The organism is Citrobacter sp. Cpo037, from assembly GCF_030332945.1.
GTDB classification, from domain to species: domain Bacteria; phylum Pseudomonadota; class Gammaproteobacteria; order Enterobacterales; family Enterobacteriaceae; genus Citrobacter; species Citrobacter portucalensis.
Map to the genome: position 1 here is coordinate 103209 of NZ_JAOWGW010000040.1, position 14404 is coordinate 117612.

Genomic DNA, 14404 nt, shown 5'->3' on the forward strand with positions numbered 1-14404 from the left:
AAAGCGATGAAACGACTCTTACTTTTAGCCATGCTGTTGCCGTTTGCAGGCTTTGCACAGCCCATCAACACCATGAATAACCCGAACCAACCCGGTTATCAGATCCCGAGTCAGCAGCGTATGCAAACCCAAATGCAAACGCAGCAAATTCAGCAGAAAGGGATGCTCAACCAACAGTTGCAAACGCAGACGCGTATGCAGCAACAGCATCTGGAAAACCAAATTAACACCAACTCCCAGCGGGTCCTTCAGTCTCAGCCAGGCGAGCTAAATTCCGGTCAGCAGCAAATGCTGCCCAACAGCAACGGTGGGATGTTGAGTGGAACCCGTAACCCGGACAGCTCTCTGAATAAGCAACATATGCTGTCAGAGAAAAAGAACGGCGACATGCTGAAGCCCTCCAGCACGCCGCAGCCTAACGTTCCGTTAAAAACGATTGGGCCTTAAAAAGGTTGGAAATCCGGACCAATCGTATCAATGGCATCGGTACAGATGCAGTCCACGCCCCAGCGCAGCAGTTCCGCCGCGCGCTGGGGTCGGTTGACGGTATATACCAGAATACGTAGCCCCGCATCGCGCAGCGCATCCACACGCGCTTCATCCAGCAGTTTGTGATTAAGATGAATAGAGACGCATCCAAGCCGTGTGGTCAGCTCGCGCCAGTCCTCGCGCCATTCATCAAGCAGCAAGCCTCTCGGCAGTTCAGGTACCGCCTGCTGCGCCGCTTCAAGTGCATCAATTTCAAAGGATGACAACAGTGGCGGCGTCATTCCCGCCCACAGTTCCCGCGCGGCCAGCGCCACGACTTTGCCGGTTAGCGTTCCGGTGCCGTTTGTGGGTTTAATTTCAATATTTGCCATCATTCCATGCTGACGGCAGCGCTCGGCCACTTGCGAGAGCAGCGGCAGCGGTTCACCTTTAAACTCACCGCTAAACCAGCCGCCGGCGTCCACGCGCAATAAATCCTGCCAGTTCAGCTCGCCTGCCACGCCCCAGCCGTTGCTGGTTCGCTCCAGGTTGTCGTCATGCAGTAAGAAGATCTCACCGTCTTTCGACAATTTAGCGTCAAACTCGATCATGGTATGCCCGTATCGCGCCCCCACGTCGATCGCCGCCAGGGTGTTTTCCGGGGCCAGCTTACCGCCGCCACGATGGGCGACAATATGGGGGTAAGGCCAGTTACTCATACGCGTTGTCCTGTTTCGCCATCAAAAAGATGCTGATGATTTTCTGGCAAATGCAGCCACAGCGTGCTGCCTGCCGTTGGGCGATGCTGATGCGCCAGTCGCACCACCAGCTTTTGCTCGCCCCAGCGTCCGTGTGCCAGGTTATCTGCGCCCAGCATTTCCAGTGTATCAACAACCAACGGCACACCGCCTTCGGCCTGCGAGCTTAGCGCAATATGCTCCGGGCGGATACCCAACGTCATTTTACGGCCAATAGACTCTCTCGCGCTTCTGCCGATGGGTAGCGTCATGCCACCCTCCAGTTCAAAATGGGTGCCCGAGGTACTGATGCGCCCGTCCAGCAGGTTCATTGCCGGGCTGCCGATAAAACTCGCCACAAAGCGGCTGGCAGGTTTTTCATACACTTCAACCGGCGTACCTACCTGCTCGGCAATGCCTTTGTTCATCACCATCACCCGCTGGGCGAGGGTCATCGCTTCAACCTGGTCGTGCGTCACGTATAGCGAAGTGGTTTTCAGGCGGCGATGCAGATGTTGTAACTCCAGACGCATCTGTACGCGCAGCTTGGCATCAAGATTAGAAAGCGGCTCATCGAACAGGAATACCGCCGGGTCGCGCACAATCGCTCGTCCCATCGCTACGCGCTGGCGCTGACCGCCAGAAAGTTCGCGCGGACGACGTTTGAGCAGCTCACCCAGCTCGAGAATACGCGCCGCCTCATTTACCCGCTCAGCAATGTGTTCCTTACCCATCCCGCGGATTTTCAGTCCCCAGGCCATGTTTTCTTCCACGCTCATATGCGGGTAGAGCGCGTAGTTTTGAAAGACCATCGCTATGCCGCGATCCTTCGGCTCCATCTCGGTGACGCGTTTATTATCAATCCAGATATCGCCACCGCTCACCCGCTCCAGCCCGGCGACCATCCGCAGCAGCGTAGACTTTCCGCAACCGGATGGCCCAACCATCACGATAAATTCCCCGTCCGCGACGTCCAGCGTCAGCGGTTTAATTACCTGGGTTTTGCCGTCCCAGCTTTTGGTTACTGCCTGTAGTTTTAAACCAGCCATTTTTATTTCTCACTATCGACCAGACCGCGTACGAAGGCGCGCTGCATGGCTAACACGATGATTACCGGAGGGATGAGCGTCAGCAGCATGGCAGCCATTACCTGGTTCCACTGCGTGGTGCCTTCACCGGTGGCGATCATGCCTTTGATACCCGCCACCGCAGTGCCCAAATTGACGTCGGTAATAATTAACAACGGCCACAAATACTGGTTCCAGCCGTAGATAAAGGTGATAACGAACAGCGCCGCCAGATTGGTTTTTGACAGTGGTAGTACGATATCGCGGAAAAAACGCATCGGTGACGCACCGTCAATTCGCGCGGCCTCAACCAGCTCATCCGGCAGGGTCATAAAGAACTGTCGGAACAGGAAGGTCGCAGTAGCCGATGCCATCAACGGCAGCGTCAGACCCGCATAGCTGTCGAGCATTTTCAGGTTGGCGATAACCTCCACGGTGGGGAAGATTCGCACCTCAACCGGCAGCATCAGGGTGATAAAAATCATCCAGAAGAACAGGTTGCGCAGCGGAAAACGGAACCAGACGATGGCGAATGCGGAGAGCATGGAGACGGTGATTTTCCCTACCGTAATACTGAACGCCATGATGAAGCTGTTAAGCATCATCAACCAGAACGGCGCGCTGTTGACGCCCACGCCGTTGACCCAGATGTATTTCATGTTCTCCAGCAACTGCGTGCCGGGAACCAGCGTCATCGGCGTTTCAAACACCGCTTTGTTGTCCAGCGTCGCCGCGACAAACGCGACGTACAGCGGAAACAGGATCACCATGATCCCCATAATCAACATGGCATGGCTGAATATTGTCAGCCCACGACGGTTCTCAATCATTGGTAACGCACCTTACTTTCCACATAGCGGAACTGCACCACCGTCAAAATAATGACCAGGAACATCAGCACCACCGATTGTGCGGCGGAAGAAGCCAGATCCAACCCGACAAACCCTTCACGGTAGATCTTATAAATCAGCGTGGTCGTCGCCTGCACCGGCCCACCCGCCGTGGCGGCATCAATAACCGGGAAGGTATCAAAGAAGGCATAAACCAGATTCACCACCAGCAGAAAGAAGCTGACCGGGGCTATCAACGGCAGCGCCAGCTTAAAGAAGCGGCGAACCGGCCCTGCGCCATCAATCGCGGCGGCTTCGATCAGCGACCGCGGGATAGACTGCAGTGCGGCAAAGAAGAACAGGAAGTTGTAACTAATCTGCTTCCAGACCGATGCAAACACCACCAGGAACATCGCCTGACCGCTGTTTTGCGCATGGTTCCAGTCATAGCCAAACTCACCGAGAAAATGGGTAATCAGCCCACGTCCTGGGTTAAACAGGAAGATCCACAATACGGCGGCGACGGCAGGCGCGACGGCGTATGGCAACAGCATCAGCGTCTGGTAAAAACGGCTGCCGCGCACCACGTAATTCACCAGCGCCGCAAAAAATAACGACACCAGCAGACCACTTACCGTGACTAACGTACTGAACTTAATGGTGGTCCAAAATGAGTCGAGGTAGTACGGGTCATGAAACAGCGCGACAAAGTTTTCCAGTCCGACAAACTGGCTGGAAAGACCAAACGGATCAACGGATTGTAGCGAGTACCACAGCGCTTCACCGGCGGGCCAGATAAAGAAAATAACGGTGATAACCAGCTGCGGAGCCACCAACAAATAGGGAAGCCAACGCGAGCGGAATACCGGACGGGATGAAGACATGTAGGTTCTTTTCCTGGAAGGTGCCGGATGGCGGTGCAAGCACCTTATCCGGCCTACAAACTACGAACTTGTAGGCCTGATAAGCGCAGCGCCATCCGGCACTTATACACTTAAGACTTGGTCGATTGCTCAAAGCGGCGCAGTAACTGATTGCCACGCTCAACGGCGGCATCCAGTGCCTGCTGCGGGGTTTTCTTCCCGGTCCAGACGCTTTCCAGCTCTTCATCCACAATAGTGCGGATCTGCGGCATATTGCCCAGACGCAGTCCTTTGGTGAATGGCAACGGCGGCTTGTTCAGCATCTGGCGGGTGGCGATATCAGCCCCAGGGTTCTTCTCATAGAAGCCCTGTTCACGGGTCAGGTCGTAGGCAGCGGTGGTGATCGGCAGATAGCCGGTCTTCTGGTGCCATTCGGCAGCAATTTCAGGCTTCGCCAGGAAGTTGAGGAACTGCGCCACGCCTTCGTAGGTTGCTTTATCTTTACCCTGCATCACCCACAGGCTGGCCCCACCGATAATCGCATTCTGCGGCGCGCCCTTCACATCGGCATCGTACGGCATCATCCCGACGCCATAATTGAATTTAGCGTAGTGGCGGATGTCGGCCAGCGAACCGGAAGAGGCGGTGGTAATGGCACAATCCCCGTTGTAGAACTTCTCAGTGGATTCGTCCTTACGCCCGAAGTAGCTGAAATCACCTTTTTTGTTCAGCTCTTCCAGCAGAGCGATGTGTTTCACCTGTTCCGGTTTATTGAACTCCAGCACCGCGTCAGTACCGTCCAAGCCATTGTTTTTGGTTGCTACCGGCAGACCGTTCCAGGCGCTGAAGTTTTCAATCTGAATCCATCCCTGCCAGCCGCTGGCGTAACCGCACTTCATGCCTGCGGCTTTCAGCTTCGCGGTGTACTCCGCCAGATCCTGCCAGGTTTTCGGCGGCTGCTCCGGGTCTAAACCGGCTTTTTTGAAGGCATCTTTGTTGTAGTACAGCACCGGAGTGGAGCTGTTAAACGGCTGGGAGAGCAAGTGTCCGCTTTTAGAGTCGGTGTAGTAACCGGAAACGGTCGGTACGAACTGAGACTCATCGAAGTTAATGCCAGCCTCTTTGAATACTTCATAGACCGGTTTAATGGCTTTTGAGGCCATCATGGTTGCCGTGCCCACTTCATAAACCTGCAGCAGCGCAGGCGCGTTTCCGGTACGGAAAGCAGCAATTCCTGCACTCAGGCTCTGCTCATAGTTGCCTTTGTACTGCGGAACAATTTTGTAGTCGGGATTGGCTGCATTAAAACGTTGCGCCAGTGAATCAACTTCTTTACCCAGTTCGCCTTCCATTGAGTGCCAGAACGGGATAGTGGTGACCGCCAGTGCCTGACCTGCAAATGCCAGGCTAAGTGCCAGTCCTAAAGCTGTATGTCGTAACGATATCATCGGTTATCTCTCTTGTTGTGCCGGATGCGCGATATCACGCGTTTTATGCTCGCGGGGGTAACATGACATGCTCGAATGACAGAAAAATAACTTTTTTATTACAAAAAAAAGATAGTAAGGCGACAAACAGATGGCAAGGCAGTGAAAGCGTAGTGACAGGAAAATGCGGGGTGGTGCACAACAAAGCCGGATATCGCTATACCTTCTCCGGCCTGGATGGCGTTATCTGCAGCTCCAGCAAGGAAGATTAATCCCGACGCCAGCGTCGTTCATATTCATTCTGTAAACGCTGCTGCTCTCGCCGCTCACGTTCACGTTGGATATCCGATTTATCATCATCCCAGCCTGGGCATACCGAGCTGGTAAACACTTCGCAGGGCGAGTCGGATTGCGCTAACGGGTTGTCCGGTTTCTCTTCCCAGATAGAGGGATCGCGCGGGTCAAACGCTGGCGGTGTTGAGGCCTGGGTGGTTAGTGAAAGCGTCAAAAACAAACTGCCAATCATCATGCAGGTACCTGAACGAATCATCCTTTCTCCATGTTCATTTTTATTATTGATAACTATTCTCAATAATAACATAGAGCAATAAAAAGGGGCCACAGCAGGCCCCTTGTCTATTCAGAGAATGATTAACCGCCCAGATACGCGCTTCGCACCGCTTCGTTAGCCAGTAGCGCATCACCGGTGTCTTCCAGCACCACATGACCGTTTTCCAGCACGTAGCCGCGATCGGCGAGCTTCAGCGCCTGGTTAGCGTTCTGTTCGACGAGGAAGATGGTCATCCCCTGTTCGCGCAGCTGTTCGATGGTGTTAAAAATCTGCTGGATGATAATCGGCGCCAGACCCAGCGACGGTTCATCAAGCAGCAGCAGCCTCGGCTGGCTCATCAGCGCACGGCCTATCGCCAGCATCTGCTGTTCACCGCCGGACATCGTTCCCGCACGTTGAATACGACGTTCATGCAGACGGGGAAACAGGTCATACACCCATTTGATGCGTTCCTGAAACTGGTCCTTTTCGGCAAAGAAGCCGCCCATCGCCAGGTTCTCTTCCACCGTCATACGGGAAAACACGCGACGCCCTTCCGGCACAATCGCTACCGCTTCGCGCATGATTTTCGCCGTCTGCCAGTCGGTAATGTCTTTACCATCAAAGACGATTCGCCCACTGGTCGCTCGCGGGTCGCCACACAATGTGCCGAGCAGCGTGGTTTTTCCCGCGCCGTTGGCACCAATCAGAGTAACGATTTCACCCTGGTTGATATACAAGCTGACGTCGTGCAGCGCCTGTATTTTGCCGTAGTGGGCGTTGACTTTGTCGAACGATAACATCGCTTTATCCATATTAAGCCTCGCCACCATTATGCTTCACCTAAATAGGCGCGGATAACATCCGGGTTATTACGAATCTGTTCCGGCGTCCCATTCGCCAGCGGCGTGCCCTGGTTCACCACGTAAATACGGTCAGAAATCCCCATCACCAGCTTCATGTCGTGCTCAATCAACAAAATGGTGGTGTTGTGATGGTTACGCAGTTCAGCAATCAGCTCGTCCAGCTCTTTGGTCTCTTTCGGGTTGAGTCCAGCAGCGGGTTCGTCGAGCATCAGGATTTCCGGCTGGGTCACCATGCAGCGCGCAATTTCCAGACGGCGCTGATCGCCATAGGCCAGGTTACTGGCCTGACGGTTGGCATGCTCCAGCAAGCCAATACGCGCAAGCCAGGTGGCGGCGCGATCCAACGCTTCACTCTGCGCGCGACGGAACGACGGGGTTTTCAACAGGCCGGAGAAGACGCCGGTTTTCAGTTGCTGATGTTGCGCCACCAGCAGGTTTTCAATCACCGTCATTTCGCGAAACAGACGCACGTGCTGGAAAGTACGTACCACCCCCATACGCGCGATTTGCTGACCCGGCAGCCCTTCCAGGTGCTGGTCGCGCAGCTTAATCGTCCCGCCGGTCGGCTTATAAAAACCGGTCAGACAGTTAAAGACCGTGGTTTTCCCCGCACCGTTCGGGCCGATTAACGAAACGATCTCCTGCGGTCGCAGTTCCAGTTCAACGTTGTTTACCGCCAGCAGACCGCCGAAGCGCATCATCAGGCCGTTAACGGATAATAATGGCTGACTCATGCCTGCTCTCCTTTTGCTTCCCCGTTTTTCAGCTTCAACTGTGGACGGGTCATCGGCAACAAGCCCTGCGGACGCCAGATCATCATCAGTACCATTAAACCACCCAGCATTAACATGCTGTATTCGTTGAAATCACGCATCAGCTCGCGTGACACCACCAGCAGGATGGCCGCGAGGATCACCGCAAACTGTGAGCCCATTCCGCCCAGTACCACAATCGCCAGCACAAAGGCCGACTCGGCAAAGGTGAAGGACTCCGGGCTGACGAAGCCCTGGCGCGCGGCAAACAGCGTACCGGCAAAACCGGCAAACGCGGCGCTGATGGTAAAGGCTGTCAGCTTGATACGCGTAGGGTTTAAGCCCAGAGAACGACAGGCAATTTCATCTTCACGCAGCGCTTCCCACGCGCGACCCAGCGGCATACGCAGCAAACGGTTGATAACAAAAAGCGAGAAGACCACCAGCAGCAGCGCCACCAGATAGAGGAAAATGACGCGGTCAGACGGATCGTACTTGACGTTAAAGAAGTTGCTGAAGGTATCCCAGCCGCCTTCACGGGCGGTACGGCTGAACTCCAGACCGAAAAAGGTCGGTTTCGGGATCTGGCTAATACCGTTTGGACCGCCGGTTACTTCGGTGTTGTTGAGCAGCAGAATACGGACGATTTCGCCGAAGCCTAAGGTCACAATCGCCAGATAATCACCACGCAGGCGCAATACCGGGAAGCCGAGCAGGAAGCCTGCTGCAGCGGAAACCAGCCCCGCCAGCGGCAGACAGGTCCAGAAGCCCAGACCGTAATAGTGGTTCAGCAGCGCGAAGGTGTAAGCGCCGATGGCATAGAAGCCGCCGTAGCCCAGCACCAGCAGGCCGGAAAGCCCCACCACCACGTTTAAGCCGAGGCCGAGGATGATATAAATCATCGTCAGCGTGGCGATATCCACCGTACCGCGTGACACCATAAACGGCCACGCCACGGCAATCACCAGCAGCGCCACCAGGAACAGCTTCTGTTTAACGGTGGAGCCGTCAATCGCCGGCAGAATAAATTTCGGTCCGGAGACGCTCTTCAGGCCTTTCTGGAAGGCTGGACGTAGCAGTTGGAAAAGAAAGACCACGCCAGTGCCGATAAACACCCACTGCCAGCGGATATCCGCGGCGGTATCGACTACCAGCTTGGTACCGTCCAGCTCTAACTGAACACCCATAAAGACGCCCGCCAGGACGAAGAACATAGCGGCAGAGAGCAGCGCCATTGCAAAATGCATCGGTTTCATACTTTCTCTACCTCCGGGCGACCCAGAATACCGGTCGGCATCACCAGCAGCACCAGAATCAGCAGCGCGAATGAAACGACGTCTTTGTATTCAGTACTCAGATAAGCAGAGGAAAGCGCTTCCGCAACGCCCAGAATCAGGCCGCCGATCATCGCCCCTGGAATGCTGCCGATGCCGCCCAGTACCGCCGCGGTAAAGGCCTTCATCCCGGCCATAAAGCCGATGTATGGGTTAATTACACCATAGAACTGACCGAGCAGCACGCCCGCTACCGCCGCCATTGCCGCGCCAATCACAAAGGTCAGCGCAATCACGCGATCGGTATTGATGCCGAGCAGGCTGGCCATCTTCAGGTCTTCTGCACAGGCACGGCAGGCGCGGCCCATACGGGAGTAACGGATAAACAGCGTCAGCGCCAGCATCGCCAGGAAGGTTACGATCCAGATAACCAACTGCATGGTGGTGATGGAAGCAGAGAAGTTATCGCTACTGCCGACAGTCCACTGGCCATTAAACAGGCTGGGCAGCGCCACGTCGCGCGAACCTTCTGTCAGGCTGACGTAGTTTTGCAGGAAGATGGACATCCCGATAGCGGAAATCAGCGCGATCAGGCGCTTGGAGCTGCGCACGGGCCGATACGCCACGCGTTCAATGCTCCAGCCGTAGGCGCTGGCAATCACAATCGCGCCGACGAAGCCCGCCGCGACCAGTAGCCAGCTGGAATCGATGCCCATCATCATTAGCGCTGCGATGATCATAAAGGAGACATAGCTGCCGATCATATACACCTCGCCGTGGGCGAAGTTGATCATGCCGATAATGCCGTACACCATCGTGTAACCGATGGCGATCAGCGCGTAGGTGCTTCCCAGCGTGACGCCGTTAAACATCTGCTGCAAGAAATAGAGGAACTGCTCGGACATAAGGTAACCTTTTTAAACCCGCCCGTTTTGCACGGGCGGTGGGATAACTCGTCTTCAGGTATTACTTCGCAACGGTCGAAGAACCGTCTGCATGCCACTGGAAGACACCAAACTCAAATCCCTTCAAATCGCCTTTTTCGTCCCATTTCAGCGGCCCAATCACGGTATCAGCCCCGTGTGCTTTCAGATCTTTCACCAGGTCCAACGGCTCTTTGCTACCGCTGCGATCCATTGCTGTCGCCAATGACTGGACGGCTGCATAAGTGATCCACACGTATGGTCCGGTTGGATCTTTCTTGTCAGCTTTGAGCGCATCGACGATAGCCTTATTCGCCGGATCCTGGTCATAGCGTTTTGGCATGGTTACCAGCATGCCTTCAGCAGCATCACCGGCGATGTTAGACAGCGACGCATTGCCGACGCCCTCAGGTCCCATAAACTGGGTTTTCAGCCCGACGGAACGCGCCTGGCGCAGCATTTGCCCCATTTCCGGGTAGTAGCCGCCGTAATAAACAAAGTCGATATTTTCTTTTTTCAGGCGAGCGATCAGCGCAGAAAAATCTTTTTCCCCGGCGGTGATACCGTCAAAGAAAACGATGTTGGCTTTGCCCGCTTTCAGGCTGTCCTGCACCGAACGCGCCAGGCCTTCACCGTATTGCTGTTTATCGTGAATGATGGCGATACGCTGTGGCTTCACCTTCTCCAGAATGTATTTCGCGGCGGTCGGCCCCTGAGAGGAGTCCAGGCCCGCTGTACGCATAATGTGAGCGTAACCGCGCTGGGTCAGTTCCGGGTTTGTGGCACCCGGAGAAATCATCAGAATGCCTTCATCTTCATAGATATCTGATGCGGGCTGCGTGGAAGATGAGCACAGATGACCAATAACGTACTGAATGCCGTCATTGACGATTTTGTTCGCTACCGCAACGGCCTGTTTCGGATCGCAGGCATCGTCATATTCCACAGCGACCAGTTTGTCGCCTTTGACCCCGCCTTTGGCATTGATATCTTTAATGGCCTGACGTGCGCCATTAAATTCCATATCGCCCCACTGCGCGACCGGACCTGACATCGCGCCGACAACAGCGACCTTGATATCTTCCGCCATGACCGCGTGTGACATTGCCAGTGCTATCACCCCTGCGATGATTGTTTTCGCATTCCGTTTCATTACCTGAATCCCCATTCGTGACGTAATTAATATTTTGTATTTATGTGGTTAAAAAGCAGTCTGTGCTTTTTTTGAACTGCACTATTTTTACCAGTCTCATTAATGGTTTAGCGCAGTTTTTTAAGCAAAATCAGGCTAAAATCTCTATTTTTCAGTCGATTAAGAAAAGATAATATTCTGCTTTTCACTATAGATAAACAAAAAAAAGCACGTTTGTCAGCATAAAATAACGGCACAAAGAGCCGAATAAAATGCTGCATCCCAGGGTATTATTCTGCCTATTTTTCAATCTCTACGGTTTCAAACTGTCATTACCGTTGTTACAAAATTATTAATCTGGTTATTCACATAAAAAAGAGAAAGCATCCGGGTGAATTATTTCGGTACACTCATTCCATCTTTTGTGATTTGGACATGCTGTTAATGAAGCTGACCATCGTTCGTTTAGATAACTTTAGCGACCAGGACCAGATTGATCTGGGCAAAATCTGGCCGGAATATTCCGCCTCATCGTTAAGCGTAGATGAAACGCACCGGATCTACGCCGCACGCTTTAACGAGCGTCTGTTAGGCGCAGTTCGCGTAACCCTGAGCGGCACGCAAGGTGCATTAGATTCATTGCGCGTACGCGATATCACCCGCCGTCGCGGCGTCGGGCAGTATTTGATCGAAGAAGTCATCCGGGAAAACCCTGATGTGAGTTCATGGTGGATGGCCGACGTCGGCGTTGAAGACCGCAGCGTGATGGCCGCGTTTATGCAGGCGTTAGGGTTTACAGCCCAGGAGAATGGCTGGGAAAAAAGATAAAAAAGCCGGATGGCGCTGACGCTTATCCGGCCTACATGCTGGGAGAAAAAATAAAAAACCACCTCGCAATTTTCCAAGAATTTCACGTTGCAGGAAGGCGGCAAGTTATGAAGTCCCCGGGAGCTTACATAAGTAAGTGACCGGGGTTGAATAACGTAACCAACGCATCTGCAGCGCGAAAGGCGCCAGGAAAATTATTTGGCGTCGGTCGCCGTCCCGTTTGCATGCCAGTCAAACACGCCGAATTCGAAGCCTTTCAGATCGCCCTTCGCATCCCATGACAGCGGCCCCATGACGGTTTCCACTGAGTTTGCTTTCAGGTATTTGGCAATTTCAGCCGGGTCGTCAGACTGGTTCAGACCGGCCTGCAAGGATTGCAGCGCGGCGTAGGTGGTCCATACGAATGCACCGCTCGGATCTTGTTTCTTGGCTTTGATCGCGTCCACAATCGGTTTGTTCGCCGGAACCTGATCGTAGTTCTTCGGTTTCGTTACCAGTAAGCCTTCTGCAGACTCACCCGCGATGTTAGACAGCGACACGTTCGCTACCCCTTCTGGTCCCATAAACTGGGTTTTCAGACCCGCAGCGCGTGCCTGGCGCAGAATCTGCCCCATTTCCGGGTGGTAACCACCGTAGTAAACGAAATCGATATTCTCTTTCTTCAGACGCGCCACCAGCGTAGAGAAATCTTTCTCGCCAGCGGTGATCCCGTCGAAGAACACCACGTCAGCGTTGGCTTTCTTGAGGTTGTCCTGCACGGAACGCGCCAGGCCTTCACCGTACTGTTGTTTGTCGTGAACGATCGCAATGCGCTTCGGCTTCACTTTTTCAACGATATATTTGGCAGCAGTCGGGCCCTGATCGGAATCCAGACCGGTGGTACGCATCACCAGGTTATAACCGCGCGCGGTCAGCTCCGGTGCCGTTGCCGCTGGGGTGATCATCAGAATGCCTTCGTCTTCATAGATATCTGACGCAGGCTGAGTGGAAGACGAGCACAGGTGGCCGATAACATATTTAATCCCGTCGTTGACCACTTTGTTAGCTACCGCTACCGCTTGTTTCGGGTCACAGGCATCGTCATATTTCACCATGACCAGTTTGTCGCCTTTCACCCCGCCTTTGGCGTTGATATCTGCAATCGCCTGCTCTGCGCCAGTAAATTCCTGATCGCCATACTGCGCTACCGGACCGGACATCGCGCCGACGACGGCAACTTTAATATCCTTAGCAAACGCCATATTGCTCAAAGACAGGGCGATACATCCTGCCAATAACGCTTTACCCTTCATATTCATCCTGACAATCCCCATTATTGTGGTTATTACGTGTGTTGTGATGTTGTTGTTCAGCACTTTATTTCGATTATTGGATAGCCACCCGTGCTTTAGCAGCATACTCTGCTAAAACATACCCGATTTTTATTATCTTGGAATAGCTAAATTTGACATGCAGATAACAACTTGATGACAAAAAGCATAAACGTCAGGAGAGAGGGGGAGAGATAAAAACAAAAAACCCCGGATTTTCATCCAGGGTTTATCAGCATTTCCAGGGCGGCTGGAAGATTACGCTTCGATCGCCGCGCGCAGTTTTTTCATGGCGTTCTTTTCAAGCTGACGAACACGTTCAGCGGAAACGCCGTAGCGATCGGCCAGTTCCTGCAACGTCGACTTGTTGTCTTCGTCCAGCCAACGGGCACGAATGATGTCCTGGCTACGCTCGTCCAGACCTTCCATTGCGTGGGTCAGTTTGTTCGCGGCCTGATCTTCCCAGTTATCTTCTTCAATGCCGTCGGCAAAGTTAGAAGATTTATCCTGCAGATACAGCACCGGGGCCATCGGCTGGCTGTCAGACTCATCGTCTGAAGACATGTCAAACGTCATGTCCTGTGCCGCCATACGGGATTCCATTTCGCGCACGTCTTTGCTGGAAACACCCAGCTCGCGAGCAACCATTTCAACTTCGTCCTGGTTAAACCAGCCCAGACGCTGTTTGGTTTTACGCAGGTTAAAGAACAGCTTACGCTGCGCTTTGGTGGTCGCGACTTTAACGATACGCCAGTTACGCAGAACGTATTCGTGGATCTCAGCTTTGATCCAATGCACGGCGAAGGAAACCAGGCGCACACCCACTTCCGGGTTGAAACGGCGCACGGCTTTCATCAGGCCGATATTACCTTCCTGAATCAGATCCGCCTGCGGCAGGCCATAGCCCGCATAATTACGAGCAACATGAACAACAAAGCGCAGGTGAGACAGGATCAGCGTTTTAGCTGCTTCCAGATCGCCCTGGTAATGCAGCTTTTCAGCCAGTGCCCGCTCCTCGTCAGCCGACAACATCGGCCACGCGTTCGCAGCCCGGATATAAGATTCCAGGTTACCAACAGGGGCTAAAGCTAAATTTTGCATTTCTTTGGTCATTCAAATCCTCTCAATCTTTTCATCTGGCGCATTGGCTAAAAACTAATTAACAAAAACCAGTAGCAACAACCATGCCAGAGCTTATGAGCAACGAGAATATCATTCAATCTTTTATCAGACAGTGATTTTATCCACAAGTTCCATGTCGTAATGTGTATAGATTACGCACAAAATGTGACATCACAATGAATACGCCGGGAAGAGATCACAGGGACTCTTTCCCTGCAGAGCGAACTACTCAGTGCAAGGAAAGATTATACCAGA

At 53.4% G+C, this 14404-nt stretch carries 15 protein-coding genes and 1 pseudogene; 3 read left to right on the forward strand and 13 right to left on the reverse strand.

Translation table 11 applies throughout. From position 1 onward, the window contains the following. The first annotated feature begins 6 nt into the window (after positions 1-6). Positions 7-447, forward strand: coding sequence for a DUF2756 family protein (locus OGX94_RS04070; RefSeq protein ID WP_003827591.1), 441 nt, complete (start codon positions 7-9; stop codon positions 445-447). Here the strand turns inward: OGX94_RS04070 and ugpQ are convergent. From ugpQ to livK, 11 genes are all read right to left on the reverse strand, one after another. Continuing rightward, entirely contained in the window at positions 444-1187 is a 744-nt protein-coding gene (ugpQ, locus tag OGX94_RS04075; RefSeq protein ID WP_257662207.1) for a glycerophosphodiester phosphodiesterase, read from the reverse strand. The genes OGX94_RS04070 and ugpQ overlap by 4 nt on opposite strands. After that, positions 1184-2254 carry a sn-glycerol-3-phosphate import ATP-binding protein UgpC gene (locus tag OGX94_RS04080; RefSeq protein WP_257662206.1) on the reverse strand — a complete coding sequence of 357 codons (1071 nt, stop codon included), beginning with the start codon at positions 2252-2254 and terminating at the stop codon, positions 1184-1186. Before OGX94_RS04080 ends, ugpQ begins: the two co-directional genes overlap by 4 nt. A gap of 2 nt (positions 2255-2256) precedes the next feature. Further along, a complete protein-coding gene (gene ugpE, locus OGX94_RS04085; protein WP_003023450.1) occupies positions 2257-3102 on the reverse strand; it encodes a sn-glycerol-3-phosphate ABC transporter permease UgpE in 846 nt (281 codons plus the stop codon). Continuing rightward, positions 3099-3986 (reverse strand): sn-glycerol-3-phosphate ABC transporter permease UgpA, encoded by an 888-nt coding sequence (ugpA, locus tag OGX94_RS04090; protein WP_003837841.1) that lies wholly within the window; start codon positions 3984-3986, stop codon positions 3099-3101. The genes ugpE and ugpA overlap by 4 nt, the downstream gene beginning before the upstream one ends. Positions 3987-4096: 110 nt before the next feature. Beyond that, entirely contained in the window at positions 4097-5413 is a 1317-nt protein-coding gene (gene ugpB, locus OGX94_RS04095; RefSeq protein ID WP_286568763.1) for a sn-glycerol-3-phosphate ABC transporter substrate-binding protein UgpB, read from the reverse strand. Positions 5414-5660: 247 nt separating this feature from the next. Then, positions 5661-5942 (reverse strand): hypothetical protein, encoded by a 282-nt coding sequence (locus OGX94_RS04100; RefSeq protein WP_063941400.1) that lies wholly within the window; start codon positions 5940-5942, stop codon positions 5661-5663. Between the two features lie 101 nt (positions 5943-6043). After that, positions 6044-6757, reverse strand: a complete 714-nt coding sequence (gene livF, locus OGX94_RS04105) for a high-affinity branched-chain amino acid ABC transporter ATP-binding protein LivF (RefSeq protein ID WP_003827581.1) — start codon at positions 6755-6757, stop codon at positions 6044-6046. Between the two features lie 17 nt (positions 6758-6774). Then, positions 6775-7542, reverse strand: a complete 768-nt coding sequence (livG, locus tag OGX94_RS04110) for a high-affinity branched-chain amino acid ABC transporter ATP-binding protein LivG (RefSeq protein WP_003827578.1) — start codon at positions 7540-7542, stop codon at positions 6775-6777. Then, positions 7539-8816 carry a branched chain amino acid ABC transporter permease LivM gene (gene livM, locus OGX94_RS04115; RefSeq protein ID WP_048215381.1) on the reverse strand — a complete coding sequence of 426 codons (1278 nt, stop codon included), beginning with the start codon at positions 8814-8816 and terminating at the stop codon, positions 7539-7541. The genes livG and livM overlap by 4 nt, the downstream gene beginning before the upstream one ends. Next, complete coding sequence (gene livH / locus OGX94_RS04120) at positions 8813-9739, reverse strand: high-affinity branched-chain amino acid ABC transporter permease LivH (RefSeq protein ID WP_003827575.1); 927 nt, start codon at positions 9737-9739, stop codon at positions 8813-8815. Before livH ends, livM begins: the two co-directional genes overlap by 4 nt. A gap of 61 nt (positions 9740-9800) precedes the next feature. Then, positions 9801-10910: a high-affinity branched-chain amino acid ABC transporter substrate-binding protein LivK gene (livK, locus tag OGX94_RS04125; protein ID WP_003023433.1), complete on the reverse strand. Its 1110-nt coding sequence runs from the start codon at positions 10908-10910 to the stop codon at positions 9801-9803. A 423-nt stretch (positions 10911-11333) separates the two neighbouring features. Here livK and panM point away from each other — a divergent pair, with 423 nt between their 5' ends. Beyond that, positions 11334-11717 carry an aspartate 1-decarboxylase autocleavage activator PanM gene (gene panM, locus OGX94_RS04130; RefSeq protein WP_003827573.1) on the forward strand — a complete coding sequence of 128 codons (384 nt, stop codon included), beginning with the start codon at positions 11334-11336 and terminating at the stop codon, positions 11715-11717. After that, positions 11702-11828, forward strand: a pseudogene (locus OGX94_RS04135) (hypothetical protein). The gene panM and the pseudogene OGX94_RS04135 overlap by 16 nt, the downstream one beginning before the upstream one ends. Before the next feature lie 83 nt (positions 11829-11911). Here the strand turns inward: OGX94_RS04135 and livJ are convergent. Together livJ and rpoH are read right to left on the reverse strand one after the other, a co-directional pair. Next, on the reverse strand, positions 11912-13015 hold the full coding sequence (gene livJ / locus OGX94_RS04140) for a branched chain amino acid ABC transporter substrate-binding protein LivJ (protein ID WP_139153507.1): 1104 nt from the start codon (positions 13013-13015) through the stop codon (positions 11912-11914). Between the two features lie 270 nt (positions 13016-13285). Further along, positions 13286-14140, reverse strand: a complete 855-nt coding sequence (gene rpoH, locus OGX94_RS04145) for an RNA polymerase sigma factor RpoH (protein WP_003023425.1) — start codon at positions 14138-14140, stop codon at positions 13286-13288. Positions 14141-14404: the final 264 nt, after the last annotated feature.